We start from the raw sequence: 18214 nt of genomic DNA on the forward strand, positions 1-18214 counted from the left end.
CAACCGGCTCGGGCGGGCGGGACAGGCCGGTCGGGCAACCCGTTAGAGTCTCGCCGTGATCGAGATCGGTGCCCAGGTCGACCTGTCCCACCCGGCTGAGCGGGTCTGGCGCGCTCTGACCGATCGGGAGTTGCTCGGCCGGTGGTTCGCCGAGGCCGAGATGGTCGAGGGCGTACCGGACCGGATGCTGCTGCACACCGCTGGTCTGCCCGGCTTCGAGGCCAACGTCGAGGTCGAGGTGACCGAGCGGCAGGAGCCGGACCTGCTCGTGCTGGCCTGTGACGAGGCCGGTCGGCTCAGCGAGCTGACCTGCACGGTGACGACGACGAAGCAGGGCTGCCGGCTGGAGCTACGGGAGGTCAGCACGCACGGCGCGTGGTCCGCCGAGCAGCACGAGCCGCGCGAGCAACAGCTCCGGCAGGCGCTGACGGTTCGGCTGCCGGCCATCCTCGACTGGCTCGCCTTCCAGCAGGTCGACCTGCGCCGGGCCGACGGTGGGATGACAGCGGAACTGCCGCTGATCGGCGTACGCGGCAAGGCCGGCCGTAACCCTCGTCGGCGTCGGACGCTGGTCGCCGTGGTCGCCGGGGCGGTACTGGTGGCGGGGACCGCGGCATGGGTGACGTTGCCGCCCGACTCGAAGCCGACCGCCGCGCCCGCGCCGACCGCGACCCCGTCGCCGACCGTGGCGGCGGCCAGGACCACAGTCGCGCCCACGGCGACCCCCTCGGCGCGTGGCTCCCGGGCCACCGCATCGGCGACCACCCGGCCGAGCCGGACCCCGTCGGCGAAGCCCTCGCGGACGCCCGCGTCGGCTGCGCCACCTCCGCCACCGGCGCCCGTCACGGCCCGCTACAAGACCGAATCCGACCGACTGTTCGGCTACACCGGCGAGATCGTGGTCGGCAACCCCGGCGGCGCACCGGTGGCGGACTGGGCTGTGGTGGTCACCCTCGCCGAAGGCACCACCGTCGACGACGTCGACGGCGCGAACTGGCGACAGGACAGGCGGGTGATCACCTTCACCGGGGGCGCCCTGGCGGCCGGGGGGTCCCAGACGATCAGCTTCGACGTCCGCGACAGCCGGCCGAAGGCCCGGGAACCGGAGAGCTGCACCATCGGCGGGCAACAGTGCGCGGGCCTCTGACTAGGCTGCCGTCATGGCACTGCTGCACAGGGCGACCCTGCACCCCACGAAACTGGACCTGCTGACGGCCTGGCTGCCCGACCGACAGTGGTTCGCCGGACCGACCGGCGTCGAGGTGGTGAGCCGGGGCGCCTACCGCTTCGACGACCCGGCCGGCGAGGTCGGCATCGAGACGATCCTGGTCGCCGCCGGCGACGGGCCGGTCCACCATGTCCCGCTCACCTACCGTGCCGCGCCCCTCGACGGTGCCGACGGCTGGCTGGTCGGCACCACCGAGCACTCGGTGCTCGGCCGACGCTGGGTGTACGACGGCTGCGTCGACCCGGTGTACGCCGCCGCGCTCGCCCACGCGATCCTCACCGGCGGCGGCCAGGCGGAGCAGTACTTCGAGGTCGACGGCCGGCGCGAGGTGCGTGAGCCGACAGTGACCGTCGTCGTCGACGGCGCTGCCGACGCCCAGGTGCCGGCCGTCGGCGCGGTGCGACGGGTGGTCGACGAGGACCGCACGCTCATCGAGACCGACACCGTCGAACTGGTCGTCGTGCGCCGGCCGGGACCCGGGGCGGACGGGCCGGCCGGCGGCACGCTGAGTGGCAGATGGGACGGTCAGTCCACGGCCGTGCCGCTGGCGTACGCCAGGACGCGCTGATCTGTACTCGGTGGGCGGCCCGAGCGATCGGGCCGCCCACCGCTGTCACCACTGCGTCGGAGGCGGGGGCGGCGACACGGGCGGCCGGTCGTCGCAGGTGATGGTGTTGGGCAGCAACCACGGCGCGAGCCACCCGCCGTCGTTACCGCCCAGGTCGGTCACCGTGAACTCGGAACCGGCCGGGGTGAAGTGGAACGATCCGCAGTTGTTGACGCCGACCGCGCCAACGTTGCGGGCGTCCACGTTGGCGAACGAGGCGGACCCGGCCGCGCGGGCGCTGACCACCGAGGTGCCGGTGCCGTCGACCCGGACGTCCCGGAACCGGGCATCGGAGATCGAGTAGAGATCCTTCACCGGCCAGTCGCTGACCAGCATGATCGCGTTGTACGTGTTGTCGAGGTACGCGTCGCCGGTCACTTCGATGGGCGCCTCGATGCTGCGATCCAGGGCGAAGACCCAGATCGCGCCCAGCCCGATGTTCCAGTTCAGCTCGTACGTGCCGGCGCGGGCGGTGGTGTTGTTGGTGAACCGCAGGTGCCCGGTGAACGGCTCCGCGCCGAAGCGGGCCCCGGCGTGCAGGGCACTGCCCTCGCGTACCGGGTCGGCGACCAGGTTGTGCGAGACGGTGGTGTCGGTGCCGCCGTAGATGGCGATGCCGTTGGCCAGGGTCGGTGACTGCACGGTGTTGTGGTCGAACGTGTTCCGCGCGTTGGCCGTCTTCTCCGACCACATCGCCAGGCCGTCGTCGCCGGTGTTGCGGACGAAGTTGTGCGCCACGAGGGAGTCGGTCACGCCGGTGTGGAAGTTGAGCGCGTCGGCGATCTGGTCGACGATGATGTTGTTGGTGACCCGGACGTTGCGCATCGGGCCGTCGAACCACAGGCCCGCCTTGGTGTGGCGCAGGTGGAGCCCGTCGATGGTGGAGTCGCTCATCGCCCCGCCGATCGCGTTGACCTGGTCGGTGTCGATGCGCTCCCGCACGTCGCCCTCGATGGCGAAGCCGGAGAGGTGCACGTTGCGGCTGCCGCCGTCGGCGGCGTCCCGACCGTAGAACCCGACTCCGGTGTGTACCGAGCCGTCCGGCGCGGGAGTCGGCAGGGCGACCTCGCGGCCCTTGATGGTGGTGTACCAGTTGCCGGCGCCCTCGATGGTCACGTCGTCGACGATGATGTGCCGGTTCACCTGGTAGGTGCCCGGCGGGATGTAGACCTTCAGGTGGGCGCGCCGAGCGAACGCGATGGCCCGGTCCAGTGCGGCGGCGGAGTCCCGCCGGCCGGTGGGGTCGGCGCCGAACGCGAGCACGTTCGCGGCGAGCAGCCGGACGTGCGGCGGCGCTACCAACTCGGAGTCGAGCAGGTCGATGACGGTCCAGGCGGCGGCGCTACCGGGCGGCGCGGTGAGCCGGACCTTGTCGCCGGCCCGGTAGGTACGTCCGAGCAGCAGCCGCTGCTCGTCGTAGAAGTGGGTGGGCCGGAACGGCTTGTCGATGCTCGGGTACGGGGTGGTGGCCGACGGCACGCACTGGCACTCGGTGATCCACCAGTCCGGGTGCAGCAGCCCGGCCTGGGGGTCGTTGGTGAACGGGTACTGGTTGTAGAGCCACGAGTACTGCGACGTGAGCGTCATGGTGCGCAGGTGTTTGCCGTTGACGGCGACCCGCAGCGGCGCGGTGATTCCACCGCCCTGCGGCGCGTCCGGGATGCTGTAGCGGACGGTGATCCCGTTCGCCGCGCTGGGCAGGACGAACTCCACGTACTCCCCGGGGGTGAGCCGGACCGCCCGGCGGCCGGAAGCCTCCGCGGGCAACGTGTAGGCGGTCCGGTCGGGCCCGATGATCTCGCCGTTGGTGCGGGCGTTCTCCGCTTCCTGCTCGAGGAAGTCGACGTCCGCGCCGCGTCCGGCGACCAGCGCCGGATCGAGGGCGGCCCGGGTGACCACGGGCTGCGCGCCGGCGGACGCCTGTGGACTGGCGGCGGCCACTGTGGGCCCGGCGACCAGTACGGCGAGACCGGCAGCGAGCGCGACGGCGGTGCCGCCGGGCCGGCCGGGGCGTCCCCGCGCCGGCGTGAGGCTGCGAAACATCGGTGACCCTCCTGGGTGGGTGGTGGTGGAGGTCCGCCCGGCGTTCCCCCGACGCCCGACATTGATCGTCATGATGCAGCACTAAACAGGGCACTGCAAGACGCCTATCGAACAACGAAAATAAACGACTGTCAGGCCGCAAGAAATGGACGGTCGTCGAGTTGAGGTGTCGCGCGTCGCCCGCCCCGACCAGCTCGCGCCCGGCGTAGGCTGATCCGCGTGGATCAAGAAGACCGGATTGCCCTCTTCCTCGACTACGAGAACCTCGCGTTGGGCGCGCGCGACCATCGCGGCGGCGCGGCCTTCGACTTCCGGCCCATCGCCGACGCGCTGGCCGAACGAGGTCGGGTGGTGGTCCGCCGGGCGTACGCCGACTGGTCCTACTTCGACGAGGACCGCCGGATGCTCACCCGGTCCCACGTCGAGCTGATCGAGATCCCGCAGCGGATGGGCGCGTCCCGTAAGAACGCCGCGGACATCAAGATGGCGGTCGACGCGATCGAGTTGGCATTCGAACGCGACTACATCTCCACCTTCGTGATCTGTAGTGGTGACAGCGACTTCACCCCGCTGGTGCACAAGCTGCGCGAGCTGAACAAGCGGGTCATCGGCGTCGGGGTCGAGGGGTCCACCTCAGGGCTGCTTCCCCCGGCGTGCGACGAGTTCCTCTACTACGACCGGCTGGAGGGCGTGGACATCCCGCCGGCCCGTGGCCGGCGCGCCCGTCCCACCACCCGGCAGGCCGGCGCGGAGCAACGCCCACCCGAGCCGGAGCAGGAGGTGGACCGTCGACAGCAGGAGGCGGAGCCCGACCGGGACGTGGACGCGCTCGCCGTGCTCGTCGCGCAGTCCGTCGCCGGGTTGCAGGGCAGCGCCAACGGTGAGGTCACCGCCTCCCGGCTCAAGCGGACCCTGCTGCGCAAGGACCCGACCTTCAGCGAGTCCGACTACGGCTTCCGCACCTTCGGCGAGCTGCTGCGCCACCTCGCCGAGCGCAACGTGATCGAGTTGGCCGAGGGTCCGGCGAAGGGTGACCCCGAGGTCTCACTGCCCGAGCACGGCGACCGGGAGGTGGCCTTCGGCCTGCTCCGGGGCGTCGTGGCGGACCTCGGTAGCGGCGGCAACCCGGTGGCGTTGTCCGGGTTGAAGAACCAGGTACGCCGGGCCCGCCCCGACTTCAGCGAGAAGAAGCTCGGCTACCGCAGCTTCCTTCAGTTCTGCAAGGCCGCCGCCACCGCCGGCGTACTGGAGCTGCGCTGGAGCCCCGAAGCCGACGACTACCTCCTGACAACCCAAACCTGACCTCCCGCCCCGTCTCGACATCGGCTGGGGATGGGAGTTGCGGGGAGGGTGCAGAGTGGGGCGGGGTTCCTGATTCGCAAGTCAGGAGCGGGAGAACCGCCCGTTATGGTTTCGAACCGTCAACGGTTGGCCCGAAATGCGCCGGGATTGTCGCCCTTGCCCCGGTCCGGGCATACCTGCGCCGTACCCTCGGCGCGGGAATTGCTATACGGTCGGCGAATGAAGGTGGAGGAGCACTGGTGGAACGGAGACACGACCCCGCGCGGGCGCCGGGACGTGTACATCCGTACTGACGGGCAGGGTTGGGAGGTCCGCGCCCAGATCGGTGGGGCGTCGGGTCGTGAGCGGGTGCAGCAGTGCCCAAGCCGGGCCTCGGCGGCCATCCTCGCCGACGCCTGGCGCGGCACCCACCCATCCTGGCGCGAGCTAAAGCAGCGCTGATCCGGCACCGGGCCGGGTCGGCAACGCTCCCGGGCTCCAGCCCGGCGCGCCGCCGACCGGCCCGGCGCTCGGTAGCACTTACCAACTCGGCTGAAGTCAGCTCGCAGGTCATCTCTTCTGCAGCATGACGGCGGGGCAGCGTCTGATCACATGATGAGGATTAGTTCCTGGTGGGCCGGCTCAACTACTCATCAAGTGATCAAGTGATCAAGTGATGAAAAGTAGGTCCCGGGCAGCGGATTGAGCTTTTTTCATCACTTGATCACGGGATTGCGGCGGGTCGCCGTGTCTCCGACCTCAGGCGGGGTACCCGGAGGTCCGCCGGTCGCGCCCGATGGAGGTCCCCATGTCGCAGGGTCCCGACGAGGAGAACCCGAAGCTCGACGAGGAGATCCGGGAGGCCGAGCGGCGGCTCGCCGACCTCGCCGCCTCCTCGGACGACGCGTTGACCGACGACGACGCCCGGGCGCCGGACGAGGCCCGCTCCGAGCGGAATGCGGACTAAGAAGGCCCGAACCGGACAGCACGCGTGATCCACTCGACTTCGGTGAAATTGCGGTGTTGGAGGCGGTCTGACACCGCGTCTTCACGGAAACCGAGTCGATCAACGTGCTGGTCACTAAAGGAACTGCCCAGGGCCTGCCCGGCGTCGTGTCGGACAGGCCCCCAGAGGGCGGGTCAGCGCTTGAGCGTGAAGGCGAAGTCGCCGGAGAGCTTCCCGCTCATCCGGACCGCCGAAACCACCTTCCCCTCCGTGATCAGTCGACCGACTTCGCCCCGTGACAGACCGAAACCGTCAGCGATCAGTCGGGTCGGCCGGACCGGGATCCGCGCCGCGTTGCGGACCGCGACGTCGATCACGTCGAGTTCCAGGTGATCCGATCCGCCGGTGTCGAGACGCCAGGCGTCGTCCCAGTCCAGGGCGAATCGGTTGCGGTGCTGGACGTCCGGATCCTGAAGCAGTTCGGCGATCAGGCCGCGATCGTTGGCGTGGAGCCGGTCCAGCAGCTCGGGTGGGATGGTGCGCACCGTCATCCGTTCCAGAACGGTGAGCTTCGCCGTCTCCCCGCACTCGGTGCAGAGCACGAGAAGCCAGACGTCGATGAGCTTGTGGTTGGCGTTGACCCGGAACTTGCCGCTCGCCCGAAGGCATCGGGAAGCGCACGCGTGGCAACGGCGGCGAACGATGGGCAGGCAGGTGGGCACGACGGCCCAATGAATGAGCACAGAGGTACACCGGTTTCAGTGAGAAAGTCCGCAGCAAAAAGGAGCGCGGCGCACAGGCGCGACGCGCGACAGATCAGCTCTCGGGAGGTCTCACAGGGTGTACAACGGCACGTCCTTGCCTAGACGACCTGGTTGCGCAGCACGGTAACGGCGCACGGCGGCGCCGCTCCACTGGTTTTCGCGTACGCGTCAGGAGCCCGGGTGGCGGGACGCGCGAACCGCTCAGGCGGTCGGGACCGGCAGCACCACGCCCTCGGCCGCCGACCGGTGGGCCAGCTCGATCAACTCGACAGTGTGGACGGAGTCCCGTGGGTCCACCGGCATCGGCGCGCCGTCGCGCAGCGCAGCCGCCACCTGGGCGTAGAAGCTCTGGTACGCGCCGGGTTCGGTCGGCACCGGCCGCAGGTCACCGTCGACGCCGAGCAGGCCGTAGCGGTCCGGCGGGACCTCGCCCCAGCCCGGCTGGTCCGGTCGGCCACCGTCGTGCAGCGCCGCCTCCTGCACGTCCAGCCCGTAGCTGGTGTAGCCGGCCCGGTCGCCCAGCACCCGCAGGCGCGGCCCGAGCTGAGCTGTCACCGCGCCCATCCACAGATGCGAGTGGACCCCGTTGGCGTGGGTCAACGCCACGAAGGCGTCGTCGTCGACGGCCGCGCCCGCGCGGCGACGGTCCACCTCCGCGTAGACCCGCTCGACAGGGCCGAACAGCTGCACCGCCTGGTCGACGAGGTGGGCGCCGAGGTCGAAGAGGGCGCCGCCGGCCTCCTCCGGACCGGCGAGCTCCCGCCAGCCCGGCTTGATCGTCGGACGGAACCGCTCGAACCTCGACTCGAAGCGCAGCACCTGCCCCAAATCGCCCTGCTCGACCAGGCGGCGGACGGTCAGGAAGTCGCCGTCCCAGCGCCGGTTCTGGAAGACCGTCAGCGGCACCCCACGCTCGGTCGCCTCGTCGATCAGCACGCGGCCCTCCGCGGCGGTCGGGGAGAGGGGCTTGTCGACGACGACAGGCAGGCCGGCGGCGAGCGCCGCGCGCGCCATCGGCACGTGCTGCCGGTTCGGCGTCGCCACCACGACCAGGTCCAGGGCATCCGGGGTACGCCACAGCTCGTCGGCGTCGTCGACCAGGCGGGCGTCCGGGAAGTGCTGTCGCGCCTGCTCGCGTCGCTGCGGATCACGGGTCACGATGGCGTCGAGCCGCAGCCCGGGAGTCGCGGCGATCAGCGGCGCGTGGAACACCCGGCCCGCCAGCCCGTACCCCAGCAGACCAACCCGCAACGCCTTCGCCATGCCGTGCCCCCGTCTGGATGGTCGGCGCCCTGACCTGGCGCCGTACCGCTGAGAAGAATCTACGCCGGGGGCGGCCGGGCCCGATCTCGGCCCAGCGCCGGTCAGGTCACCGGGTCGGCGCGCAGGTAGGTGAGGACCGCGAGCACCCGCCGGTTGGTGTCGTCGCTGGGGGGCAGGTCGAGCTTCAGCAGGATGTTGCCGACGTGCTTGCCGACCGCTGCCTCGCTGACGTGCAACCGACCGGCGATCGACGCGTTGGACCGCCCCTCGGCGAGCAGCGCCAACACCTCGCGTTCCCGGGCGGACAGCGCGGCGAGCGGGTCGCGGGGGCGGTGCAGAAGCTGCCGGACCACGTCCGGGTCGATGGCGGTGCCGCCGCCCGCGACCCGGCGCAGCGTGTCGACGAACTCGGTGACCTCGGCGACCCGGTCCTTGAGCAGGTAGCCGACGCGCTGGCCGTCGCCGCTGTCCAGCAGCGCCGCCGCGTACCCGGTCTGCACGTACTGGCTGAGCACCACGACCGGGAGGTCCTGTCGCTCGGTGCGCAGCGTGACCGCCGCGCGCAGCCCGTCGTCGCGGCGGCCCGGCGGCATCCGAATGTCGGTCAGCACCAGGTCCGGTTGGTGGTCGCGGGCCGCCGCCAGCAGGTCCGGTGCGGAGCCGACGGCCGCGCACACGGTGAAGTCGAAGCGGGTCAGCAGCGCGACCAGACCCTCCCGCAGCAGCACCTCGTCCTCGGCGAGCACCACCCGCGTCACCGACGACATGGCAGCTCCACCCGGACCACTGTAGGCCCGCCGGGCGGGCTGGACAGCAGTAGCCGGCCGTCCACGGCAGCGACCCGGTCGGCGAGCCCGGTCAGGCCGCTGCCCCGGGCCGGGTCGGCGCCGCCGTGACCGTCGTCGGTCACCTCGACGACGAGGTCACCGCCGGCCCGGGTGAGGCGTACGTCGGCGCGGGTCGCCCGGGCGTGCCGGGCCACGTTGCCCAGCGCCTCGGAGACCACGAAGTAGGCGGTCGTCTCCACTATCTCCGGCAGCTCGTCGTGCAGGTCGGCGTGCACGGTGACCGGGATGGTGGCGGCGTCGGCCAGCTCGCGGACGGCGCCGGCCAGGCCGAGGTCCGTGAGGCTCTGCGGTCGGATGCCGTGCACCAACTGCCGCAGCATCACCATCAGACCCCGGGCCTGGTCGTGCGCCACGGCGAGTGGTCGGGAGGCGGGGGAGTCCTCGGGTACGTCCAGCCGGGCCAGCCCCAGCTGAAGGGTGAGGCTGGTCAGCCGGGGCTGCGCGCCGTCGTGCAGGTCGCGCTCGATGCGGCGGCGTTCGGCCTCGTAGGCGCCGACCAGTCGGGTGCGGGAACGGGTGACCTCGCGCAGAGCCGCAGCGTCCACCGGGTGGGCCAGCAACCACCGGGCCACGGCTGCCTGGACGGCGGCGAGCAGACCGATGGCGTACCAGAGAACCGGGATCAGCAGCACCCCCACGATCGCGTACGGAATGGCTTCGCCGGTGCTGTCGATCGGCTGCCAGATCACCACCGGCTGGTTGGCGTCGCCGGCCAGCCAGGGGCTGGAGATCATCCCGAGGTCGAGCAGCACCAGCACCAGGAACACCCAGTACGCGACCGGCGTGAACCCGCCCAGCCAGAACAGGTACGCCACCTCCCGCCAGGTGGCGGCGCTGCGGTAGCGGGCGGTCAGGCCCGGCCACGGCGACGAGGGCAGTGGACGGTTGTCGACGAGCCGGACCCGCCACCGCTCGACGGCGGCCACCGGGAAGCTCACGATCGGGGCCAACGCCAGCAGGGTGAGGCTGCCGATCGCCAGGAACAGCAGCAGCGCGATGCTCGGCGGTCGACCGTGCAGGCGCAGCGAGTTGGCGGCGGCCAACAGGGGTGCGCCGATGACGAGCAGCCCGACGCCGAGCACACCGGCGATCGGCACCGTGGTCACCAGGTAGGCCAGCGCGCGCCAGGGCCACGCGGAGACCAGCCAGCGGCGGCGGCGTAGCACCTCGGCCAGGTGCGAAGGGTGTTCCGTGGTCATGCAGCAGACGCTAATCGGGAGCGACCGGGTGCCCCAGCCGTCCAGATCCACTCTTCGGGGTATGCCCAGCACTACCGGCGAACGGGTGTGCGGGGTCCGGAAACGGGAAGAACGCGCCGTCACGCGCCCCGCGTGACCTGTGCTGGCGGCGGCTGGAGAGACATGGGTGCCAGAACCTTCGTGGTGGTCGGCGGGACCAGCGGTCTCGGCCTCGCGGTGGCCCGACTGCTCGTCGACGAGCATCAGGTGGTGGTGTTCGGCAACGTGCCGGCCGAGGTCGCCGCCGTGACCGACGAGCTGGGTTGCGACGGCGCCGTCTGCGACATCTCCTCCTACGAGCAGGTCCGCGACTCCTTCGCCGAGGTGGTCGAGCGCTACGGCGCGATCGACGGGGTGGCGGCCTGCGCCTCCATGTGGGCGGGCGGCGACCTGGGGGACCTGTCGGTGGAACACATCCGCCGGGCCGTGGAGATCAACGTTCTGGGCATCACGTACCTGCTGCGGGAGGCGGTGCAGCACCTGCACCGGCAGGGTCACGGCAACGTCGTCTACATCGGCGCGCTGGCGCTGGCGGCCCCCCGGCCCGGCATCCCCGTCTACCGGGCCACCAAGAGCTACGGCAACAGTCTTGTCGATTCGCTGGCCGAGGCCCAGCACAGCAACCGGGTGAAGGTGATGCAGCTGCATCCCGGGCCGATGCCGACGCGGCTACAGGAACGGGTGGGCGCCGAGTTCCTGGACGAGGTGTACGCCATGCCCGAACAGGTCGCCACCGAGGTCGTCCGACTGCTGCTGCTCGAACCCGACGACCTCTACGTCTCCGGTGAGCGCGTGCTGCGCGCGGATGGGCGGTGGTGACTGCCGCAGCCGGACCCGCCGACCGTCCGGCCTCGGCCTGGGCGCCGCTGCGGACGGCGGTCTACCGCAACCTGTGGCTGGCCCTGCTCGCCGCCAACATCGGCACCTGGATGCAGACCGTCGGCGCGCAGTGGCTGCTGATCAACCATTCCAACGCCTCCACACTTGTCGCGTTGGTGCAGACCGCCAGTCTGCTGCCGGTGCTGCTGCTGGCGTTGCCCGCCGGGGTGCTGGCCGACAGCTTCGACCGCCGGCACCTGCTGATCGCCGTGCAGCTGTTCCTGGTGGCGGTGGCGGTGGCGTTGACGCTGCTCACGCTGACCGGCCGGATGCCGCCGGCACTGCTGCTGACCCTCACCTTCGCGTTCGGGGTCGGGCAGGCGCTGACCCTGCCGGCCTGGGCGGCGGTGATCCCGGAGCTGGTGCCGCAGGAGCAACTGCGGTCGGCGTCCGCGTTGGGTTCGATCAGCGTGAACGTGGCGAGGGCGGTCGGGCCCGCGGTGGCCGGTGTGCTGATCGCCCGGACCGGCGTCGCGCCGGTCTTCGGCATCAACGCGGTCGCCTTCGGGATCTTCGCGTACGCGCTGTGGCGCTGGCGGCCCGGCAACGCCCGCGCGGTCGAGGTGCCCGAGCGGTTCACCGCCGCATTGCGCGCCGGCAGCCGCTACGTACGCCACTCGCCGACCGTTCGCCGCCTGTTGCGCCGTGCGCTGGTCTTCGTGGTCCCGGCCAGCGCGCTGTGGGCGTTGCTGCCGTTGGTGGCGAGTCGGCGGCTGGGGCTGGGCTCCGGCGGGTACGGGGTGCTGCTGGCCGCTCTCGGTGTGGGCGCCATCGCGGGTGGCGTGCTGCTGGCGGTGATCCGCACCCGGCTGTCGGCCAACCAGCTCCTGCTGATCGCCGGGGCGCTGTTCACAGTGGCGCTGACAGTGGTCGGCACCGTGCGGGCCGTGCCGCTGGTGCTACTCGCCCTGCTGCCCGCCGGGATGGCCTGGGTGACGGTGCTGGCCAATGTCAACGCCGAGATGCAGCTCTTCCTGCCCAGTTGGGTACGGGCCCGGGGCCTTGCCGTCTACCAGGTGTGCTTCGCCGGTGGCCAGGCGATCGGCGCGCTGCTCTGGGGGTTGGTGGCCGAGATGGCCGGGCTCGTCCTCGCGTACCTGGTGGCGGCGGTGCTGATGCTGATCGGCACCCTGACGAGTCGGATCTGGCCGCTGCCGGACCTGCGGTCGGTGAACCGGGAACCGGCGGCGTACTGGCCGCAACTGCACCTGGCGCGCGAGCCGGACCCTGGGGTGGGGCCGGTGCTGGTGACTGTGCAGTACACAGTCCGGCCGGAGCGGGCCCAACGGTTCCTGGCGGCGATGGACCTGGTGCGTGGCGCGCGGCAGCGGACCGGCGCGATGCGCTGGGGGCTGTTCCGCCCGGCCGAGACGGTGGACCGGTTCGTCGAGGTGTACCTGGTGCCGTCCTGGGACGAGCACCTGCGCCAGCACGGTGGCCGGTTGACCGGTGAGGACCGCGCCGCCGAGCAACGGGCCCGGGAGCTGACCGACGGGGAGCCGGAGGTCCGACACCTGGTGCCCGCCGCCGCCGGTCCGACGCTGTCCGACGACAGCGAGGCGCTCTGACAGCGCGCGGGGACCGGGGAGCAGCCCGCCGGCCGTGCGGGCGTACTGCGTACGGCTGCGTTGTTAGGATGGCCGCACCATGGCTAGTGAGCGCAAGGCGACCGCGGACCCGGCCCGCAGCCTGGCCCTTCTCTGGCGCACCCGGGAGCCGACCAGCCGCAGCGCCGGTCCGGCGCTCAGCGTCGACCGGATCGTCCGGGTCGCTGTCGACATCGCCGACGCGGAAGGGCTCGACGCGCTGACCATGCGCCGGGTCGGTGAGGCGCTGGGGGTCGGCACGATGTCCGTCTACACCTACGTGCCGGGCAAGGCCGAACTCGTCGCCGTCATGATCGACACCGCGTACGGCGAGATGCCGCGCCCCGCCGTCGAGGGCGACTGGCGGACCAGGCTGGAACGGATCGCCCGCGACAATCTGGCGCTCTACCAGCGGCATCCCTGGATGCTGCGGGCCGAGACGACCCGACCGGTGCTCGGCCCGCACCTGATGGCCAAGTACGACTACGAGCTCGCCGCGATCGTCGACATCGGGCTCACCGACGTCGAGGTCGACGCGGTGCTCACCCTCGTGCTGGGTCATGTGAAGAGCGCCGCCCGGGCCGCCTCCGAAGTGGTCGACCTGGAGCGCGAGACCGGCATGACCGAGGGTCAGTGGTGGCAGTCGCACGCGCCCTGGCTGGAGACCTTCCTGAAGCCCGGCGCCTACCCGACCGCGTCCCGGGTCGGCACCGCGGCCGGCCAGCAGCACGGTGCCGCGTACGGCCCGGAGTACGCGTTCGAGTTCGGTCTGCAACGCGTCCTCGACGGGATCTCGGTGGTGGTTGCCGAGCGGGCGGCCAACCGGTAGCCGGCCCCGGGTCGGGGAGCCGGCGACGCTAACGTGCTGCCCGTCGGGCCAGCCGGGCCAGCGAGCGCGCCGACGGGCTGTCCGGCTCGGCGTGGTAGACCACCAGCGACTGGGTGGTGCCGCTGATCGTGAGCTTCTCGTAGCGCAGCGCCAACTCGCCCAGCTCCGGGTGCTGGAACACCCGCACTCCGCCGCCCGCACGGGCCGTGACGTCGTGCCGGGCCCACAACCGTCGAAACCGTTCGCTGCCGGCCGTCAGCTCCTCCACCAGCTCGATCAGGCGGGGGTCGTCCACCTCGGGGCCGACCTGTGCGCGCAGGCCGGCCACCGCGTTTGCCGCGACGGCCGTCAGAGCCGGGTAGAGCGCCGGCACGCTCGGGTCCAGGAAGACCGCGCGCAGCAGGTTCACCCCGGCGCTGAAGATCGGCGCCAGTGCGGTAGCGGCGGTGTTGGCGAAGAGCACGTCCAGGTGTCGACCGTGCACGAAGGCGGGCGTCTCGGCCCAGGAGCCGACCAACTGCCTGATGCCCACCGGCACCCGCTCCGATGGTCGCGCCGCCCGGCGGGAAGGCACCGGCCGGGCCAGACCGTGCAGGTGTGCCGCGGCGTCCGCGTCCAGCCTCAACGCGCGGGCCAGCGCCTCGACCACCTGTGTTGACGGGTGCCGGTCACGCCCCTGCTCCAACCGCAGGTAGTAGTCGGCGCTGATGCCGGCGAGCAGGGCGGCCTCCTCGCGCCGCAGGCCGGGCACCCGCCGACGGCCGTGCGCGGGCAGGCCGACGTCACCCGGCCCGATCAGCTCGCGCCGGGCACGCAGGTATTCGCCCAGCGGGCCGGCCGTGCTCACCCGCCCATCGTAGGAGCCACCACCGACCGCCCTGCCTGGTCCTGCCACTACCAGGAAAAACAGGGAACCGGCTAGCACCTGCCACGGGGGTGACAGTGTCGGGGTAAGCGTGATCGAGAGACGGGACAGCAATGACAGAGCGCATCACCACCCCCTTCGGTTTCGCCTCGACCGCCGACGAGGTCATCGCCGGGGTCGACCTGACCGGCAAGCGGGCCGTCATCACCGGCGGTGCCGCCGGTATCGGCATCGAGACGGCCCGTTCGCTCGCCGCCGCCGGCGCCGAGGTCGTGCTCGGGGTCCGTCGGGTCGCGGCGGGTGAGCAGGCCGCCGCCGACATCGCGGCCAGCATCGGCGCGGAGCGGGTCACCGTCCGCGCCCTGGACCTGGCCAACCAGGATTCGGTACGCCAGTTCGTCGCCGGCTGGGACCAGCCGCTGCACATCCTCGTCAACAACGCGGGGATCATGGCGTTGCCCGAGTTGGAGCGCACCGCCGAGGGCTGGGAGATGCAGTTCGCCACCAACTTCATGGGGCACTTCGCGTTGACCGTCGGCCTGCACGACGCCCTCGCCGCGGCCGGCGGCGCCCGGGTGGTGTCGGTCAGCTCCAGCGGCAACCTCTTCTCCCCGGTGATCTTCGACGACCTGCACTTCGCGTTCCGGCCATACGACCCGCTGCTGGCCTACGGGCAGTCCAAGAGCGCCGAGGCCCTGCTCGCCGTGGAGGCCACCCGCCGCTGGGCCGGCGAGGGAATCTACGCCAACGCGCTCAACCCGGGCGCGATCGCCACCGGGTTGCAGAAGCACACCGGTGGGCTCAAGTCGCCCAAGGAGATGCACAAGACCCCGCAACAGGGCGCCGCCACCTCGGTGCTGCTCGCGGCATCCCCGCTGCTCGACGGCGTCGGCGGTCGCTACTTCGAGGACTGCACGGAGGCCCCGGTCGTCACCGAGCGACCCGCTGACTACAGCGGCGTGGCCGCGTACGCGGTCGACACCGGCAACGCCGAGCGGCTCTGGAGCGTGGCGTCCGACCTGATCTCCGAGCGGACAGTCACCACGGGCCGCTGACCCGGATGGTCGGGCTCGCCGGAACCCGCCCGTACCCGGTCGTGCAGGTGGTACGACTGGGTCGGCGGTGGCCGCTGCGGGCCCGGAAGGATGGCGATGGCGAACGGGCTTGCGGAACGGTTGCTGCAACGGCGGGAGAGTCCGCACAAGGCGTCGTTCCTGGAGCTCTTCTTCGACCTGGCGTTCATCTTCGCGCTGACCCGGTTGTCGCGGGCCCTGCTCGACGATCCCAGCCTCAACGGCGGTTTCCAGGTGTCGCCATGACGATCGACGATCCGGGCGAACGCGACTCGGGGCGGTTGGCGGTTGGCGTCATCGGCCCCGCGCTGTTCCTGACCGCCCGGATCCGGCTCGCGGCGCTTGTCGACGGCAGCCGGCCCTGGGCGCGCCTGGTCGGCGTGCCGGCCATCATCGTGGGCGGGCTGGCCAGCGTACGGTTTTCGCAGCTCGTCAGCAGCGCCGTCGTCGCCGGAGTGTTGCTGCTGATCGTCCTCCTCGACGCGATGCCGGGACTGTGGCGGTTCATCAGCGAGTCCGCGGAGAGCGACCAGCCCGACCAACGGCGATCCGGATAGCTGCCCCGATGCCGGAGCAGAGACCGCGACACGCCGACCAACAGCGACGACATGACGTTGTGGAGTTGCGGGTGCACGGCGTCTCCGGGGCGGACCCCACTGTCATCCTCGACCAGCCGCAGGTTCGGCAGGTCGCCGGCGACGGCAGCGGGGGCTTCCACCGGGCCGCCCGCTCGGGCGGCGTGGGTCCGGACGGGGTGACGGTTGAGGCGTACCGCTGGGGTGATCTGCCCACCGGCACCGTCGGTCGGACGCTCGCCATGGTCTTCCTGCTGCCGTTCATGCTCAGCAACGTGGCGGTGTGGATGCGCCCCACCGGCCGCCGCCGCGCCGCCGCAGTCAGCGTGCTGTGTCGACTCCTCGCGCTCAACCTCACAGTGCTGTACGTGGTGTCCATCGCCGGGGTCGCCCTCGACCTGCTCGCCTGGCGGTGCCTCGGCGCGGCCCGCTGCCGCCCGCCCTTCGACACCATGGGCGGGCTCGACGGCCGGCACGTCGGGCAGCGGCTGGCCGTGTTGGCGCTCCTGCCGATCGCCGCCATAGCGGTCCTGCGCCTCCTCGGCACCCGGCGGCCAGGCCCGGCCGACAACCCACTGTGGGCGGTGGAGCCGCTGGTGCATCGACTGCGCGCGATCCACGTGGCCGCGGCGCTCGCCGTACTCAATGTCGTGCTGCTCACGGCCCGTCGCGCCACCGGCGCGACGTTCTCCACGACGCTGCTGCTGGCGCTCAGCGCGGCGGTGTTGCTGGCCTGCGTCGGTCTGCTCGCCACTCCGGGGATGATCGACCGGGCGGCTACCGCGCGAACTGCCACCTGGACCGCCCGCACAGCGGGTGTGGTGGCGGCCGTCCTGAGCGTGGCGACCCTCATCACAGTGGCCAGCGACCGGCGGGACTGGTCGTCGGCGGGCGGACTTCCCGGCTACGGCGGGATCGCCGGCGGGGCGCTGCTCGGCCAGATGGTCCTGCTGGCGCTGCTCAGCGGGGTGGTGCTGGGGCACCACGGCCGGGTGGGCGGCCGGGCCGCGCTGCCGGGTGGCCTGGGCGCGGCGGTCCTCGCCGCCCTCGCGGTCGGCCTGACCGGCGCGCTCTCCGCCGGCCTCGTCTACCAGACGGGGGAGTTGCTCGGTGGCTACCGCGGTGACGGTGGGCCACCGCTGCCGTACCGCTGGACGCTGCTGGCCTTCTTCCTGCACGTGGTCGCGGCGGTGCTGCTCTGCGGCGCGATGTCAGTGGTGTCGCGGCGGCGTCGGCGGCGTGCGGCGGCGGCGATCACCGCCCGTGACTTCCCGGTAGTGCCACCGGAGGCGGTCGGCCGGCTACGGCTGACGACGAAGACCATCGCCCGGGCGCGGTTCACCGAGTGGTTGGGTCTGCTGGCGGCCACGTACGCGGCGCTCGCGGTGGTCGGAGTGATCACGAGTCTGGTGGGGAGCACCGGTCGCGAACCGGAGGAGTTGACCCGGCAGTTGCTCGGGCTGCCGGCCGGCGCCGTCCAGATGGGGCTCAACTGGGGCAGCTATCTGCTTGCCGCGTTGCTGCTCACGCTGTTGGCAGGTGGCGTGTTCGCCTATCGGACCGCGTGGTTTCGCCGGCACGTCGGCATCCTGTGGGACCTGGGCACCTTCTGGCCCCGGGCCGCGCACCCGTTCGCCCCGCCGAGCTACGCCGACCGGGCGGTGCCGGAACTGGCCGACCGGATCAGCCAACTGGCCGAACGACACGACGGGGTGTTGCTCTGTGGGCACAGCCACGGGTCGGCGCTGCTCGCCCTCGCGGTGCTGCGGCTGCCCCCGCGGGTACGTCAACGGGTCGCACTGCTCACCTACGGGTCACCGCTGGACCGGCTGTACGCCCGGCTCTTTCCGGCCTACCTCAACGAGAAGGTGCTGCGCGAGGTGGGGGAGCGGGTCGAGTGGCGGTGGATCAACCTCTGGCGGGACACCGACCCGGTCGGCGGCTGGGTCTTCGCCGCACACCGCCCCGGCGATCCGGCCCCCGATCCGGCCGATCCGGCCGGGCAGGTCGACCGGCGGTTGCGGGACCCGGCGCACCTGCTGGCGGCACCGGGGGAACGGTCCGCGCCGCCGCTGCGGGGGCACCATCCGGGCGAGACCGACCCCGAGTTCCGGGCGGCGGTGCGCGAACTCACCGAACGCCTTCGTGGTGCCGGCTGAGCCGGCCGGCCGTGAGTCGGGCCGTGGCGG

18 protein-coding genes are annotated in these 18214 nt (G+C 71.8%); 12 read left to right on the plus strand and 6 right to left on the minus strand.

The window, feature by feature from the left end; translation table 11 throughout:
• Positions 1-55 precede the first annotated feature (55 nt).
• Complete coding sequence (locus AB0K35_RS17540; protein WP_238669285.1) at positions 56-1147, plus strand: SRPBCC domain-containing protein; 1092 nt, start codon at positions 56-58, stop codon at positions 1145-1147.
• A 13-nt stretch (positions 1148-1160) separates the two neighbouring features.
• The gene (locus AB0K35_RS17545) at positions 1161-1796 is read left to right on the plus strand and encodes a hypothetical protein (protein WP_363886249.1); all 636 of its coding nucleotides are present in this window, start codon (positions 1161-1163) and stop codon (positions 1794-1796) included.
• A 45-nt stretch (positions 1797-1841) separates the two neighbouring features.
• On the opposite strand, the gene AB0K35_RS17550 is transcribed toward AB0K35_RS17545, so the two are convergent.
• On the minus strand, positions 1842-3878 hold the full coding sequence (locus AB0K35_RS17550) for a glycosyl hydrolase family 28-related protein (RefSeq protein WP_238669287.1): 2037 nt from the start codon (positions 3876-3878) through the stop codon (positions 1842-1844).
• 219 nt (positions 3879-4097) lie between these two features.
• Between AB0K35_RS17550 and AB0K35_RS17555 the strand changes: the two genes are divergently transcribed.
• The 3 genes from AB0K35_RS17555 to AB0K35_RS17565 all read left to right on the plus strand — a co-directional run bounded on the left by AB0K35_RS17555 (position 4098) and on the right by AB0K35_RS17565 (position 6126).
• A complete protein-coding gene (locus AB0K35_RS17555) occupies positions 4098-5180 on the plus strand; it encodes a PIN domain-containing protein (protein WP_238669288.1) in 1083 nt (360 codons plus the stop codon).
• Positions 5181-5399: 219 nt separating this feature from the next.
• The gene (locus tag AB0K35_RS17560) at positions 5400-5621 is read left to right on the plus strand and encodes a hypothetical protein (RefSeq protein ID WP_030335934.1); all 222 of its coding nucleotides are present in this window, start codon (positions 5400-5402) and stop codon (positions 5619-5621) included.
• A 346-nt stretch (positions 5622-5967) separates the two neighbouring features.
• On the plus strand, positions 5968-6126 hold the full coding sequence (locus AB0K35_RS17565; RefSeq protein WP_357361197.1) for a hypothetical protein: 159 nt from the start codon (positions 5968-5970) through the stop codon (positions 6124-6126).
• A 173-nt stretch (positions 6127-6299) separates the two neighbouring features.
• On the opposite strand, the gene AB0K35_RS17570 is transcribed toward AB0K35_RS17565, so the two are convergent.
• From AB0K35_RS17570 to AB0K35_RS17585, 4 genes are all read right to left on the minus strand, one after another.
• Positions 6300-6848 carry a DUF1062 domain-containing protein gene (locus tag AB0K35_RS17570; protein WP_363886252.1) on the minus strand — a complete coding sequence of 183 codons (549 nt, stop codon included), beginning with the start codon at positions 6846-6848 and terminating at the stop codon, positions 6300-6302.
• Between the two features lie 222 nt (positions 6849-7070).
• Positions 7071-8132 (minus strand): Gfo/Idh/MocA family oxidoreductase, encoded by a 1062-nt coding sequence (locus AB0K35_RS17575; RefSeq protein ID WP_238669291.1) that lies wholly within the window; start codon positions 8130-8132, stop codon positions 7071-7073.
• Between the two features lie 101 nt (positions 8133-8233).
• On the minus strand, positions 8234-8899 hold the full coding sequence (locus tag AB0K35_RS17580; RefSeq protein ID WP_363886254.1) for a response regulator transcription factor: 666 nt from the start codon (positions 8897-8899) through the stop codon (positions 8234-8236).
• On the minus strand, positions 8887-10179 hold the full coding sequence (locus AB0K35_RS17585) for a sensor domain-containing protein (RefSeq protein WP_363886256.1): 1293 nt from the start codon (positions 10177-10179) through the stop codon (positions 8887-8889). Before AB0K35_RS17585 ends, AB0K35_RS17580 begins: the two co-directional genes overlap by 13 nt.
• Positions 10180-10341: 162 nt before the next feature.
• Between AB0K35_RS17585 and AB0K35_RS17590 the strand changes: the two genes are divergently transcribed.
• From AB0K35_RS17590 to AB0K35_RS17600, 3 genes are all read left to right on the plus strand, one after another.
• Positions 10342-11037: an SDR family NAD(P)-dependent oxidoreductase gene (locus tag AB0K35_RS17590; RefSeq protein WP_238669294.1), complete on the plus strand. Its 696-nt coding sequence runs from the start codon at positions 10342-10344 to the stop codon at positions 11035-11037.
• Entirely contained in the window at positions 11031-12665 is a 1635-nt protein-coding gene (locus AB0K35_RS17595) for an MFS transporter (RefSeq protein WP_363886258.1), read from the plus strand. Before AB0K35_RS17590 ends, AB0K35_RS17595 begins: the two co-directional genes overlap by 7 nt.
• A 79-nt stretch (positions 12666-12744) precedes the next feature.
• On the plus strand, positions 12745-13512 hold the full coding sequence (locus AB0K35_RS17600; RefSeq protein ID WP_357361204.1) for a TetR/AcrR family transcriptional regulator: 768 nt from the start codon (positions 12745-12747) through the stop codon (positions 13510-13512).
• A 28-nt stretch (positions 13513-13540) separates the two neighbouring features.
• Here the strand turns inward: AB0K35_RS17600 and AB0K35_RS17605 are convergent, their stop codons facing one another.
• Positions 13541-14359, minus strand: coding sequence for a helix-turn-helix transcriptional regulator (locus AB0K35_RS17605; protein ID WP_363886260.1), 819 nt, complete (start codon positions 14357-14359; stop codon positions 13541-13543).
• Between the two features lie 131 nt (positions 14360-14490).
• On the opposite strand from AB0K35_RS17605, the gene AB0K35_RS17610 reads away from it, so the two are divergent.
• The 4 genes from AB0K35_RS17610 to AB0K35_RS17625 all read left to right on the plus strand — a co-directional run bounded on the left by AB0K35_RS17610 (position 14491) and on the right by AB0K35_RS17625 (position 18184).
• Positions 14491-15432 (plus strand): SDR family NAD(P)-dependent oxidoreductase, encoded by a 942-nt coding sequence (locus AB0K35_RS17610; RefSeq protein WP_238669298.1) that lies wholly within the window; start codon positions 14491-14493, stop codon positions 15430-15432.
• 96 nt (positions 15433-15528) lie between these two features.
• A complete protein-coding gene (locus AB0K35_RS17615; RefSeq protein ID WP_238669299.1) occupies positions 15529-15696 on the plus strand; it encodes a low temperature requirement protein A in 168 nt (55 codons plus the stop codon).
• A complete protein-coding gene (locus tag AB0K35_RS17620) occupies positions 15693-16007 on the plus strand; it encodes a hypothetical protein (RefSeq protein ID WP_363886264.1) in 315 nt (104 codons plus the stop codon). Before AB0K35_RS17615 ends, AB0K35_RS17620 begins: the two co-directional genes overlap by 4 nt.
• An 8-nt stretch (positions 16008-16015) precedes the next feature.
• Positions 16016-18184 carry a hypothetical protein gene (locus AB0K35_RS17625; RefSeq protein WP_238669301.1) on the plus strand — a complete coding sequence of 723 codons (2169 nt, stop codon included), beginning with the start codon at positions 16016-16018 and terminating at the stop codon, positions 18182-18184.
• Positions 18185-18214: the final 30 nt, after the last annotated feature.

The sequence above is a fragment of the Micromonospora sp. NPDC053740 genome, assembly GCF_040677775.1.
In the GTDB taxonomy this organism is placed as follows: Bacteria; Actinomycetota; Actinomycetes; order Mycobacteriales; family Micromonosporaceae; genus Micromonospora; species Micromonospora alfalfae.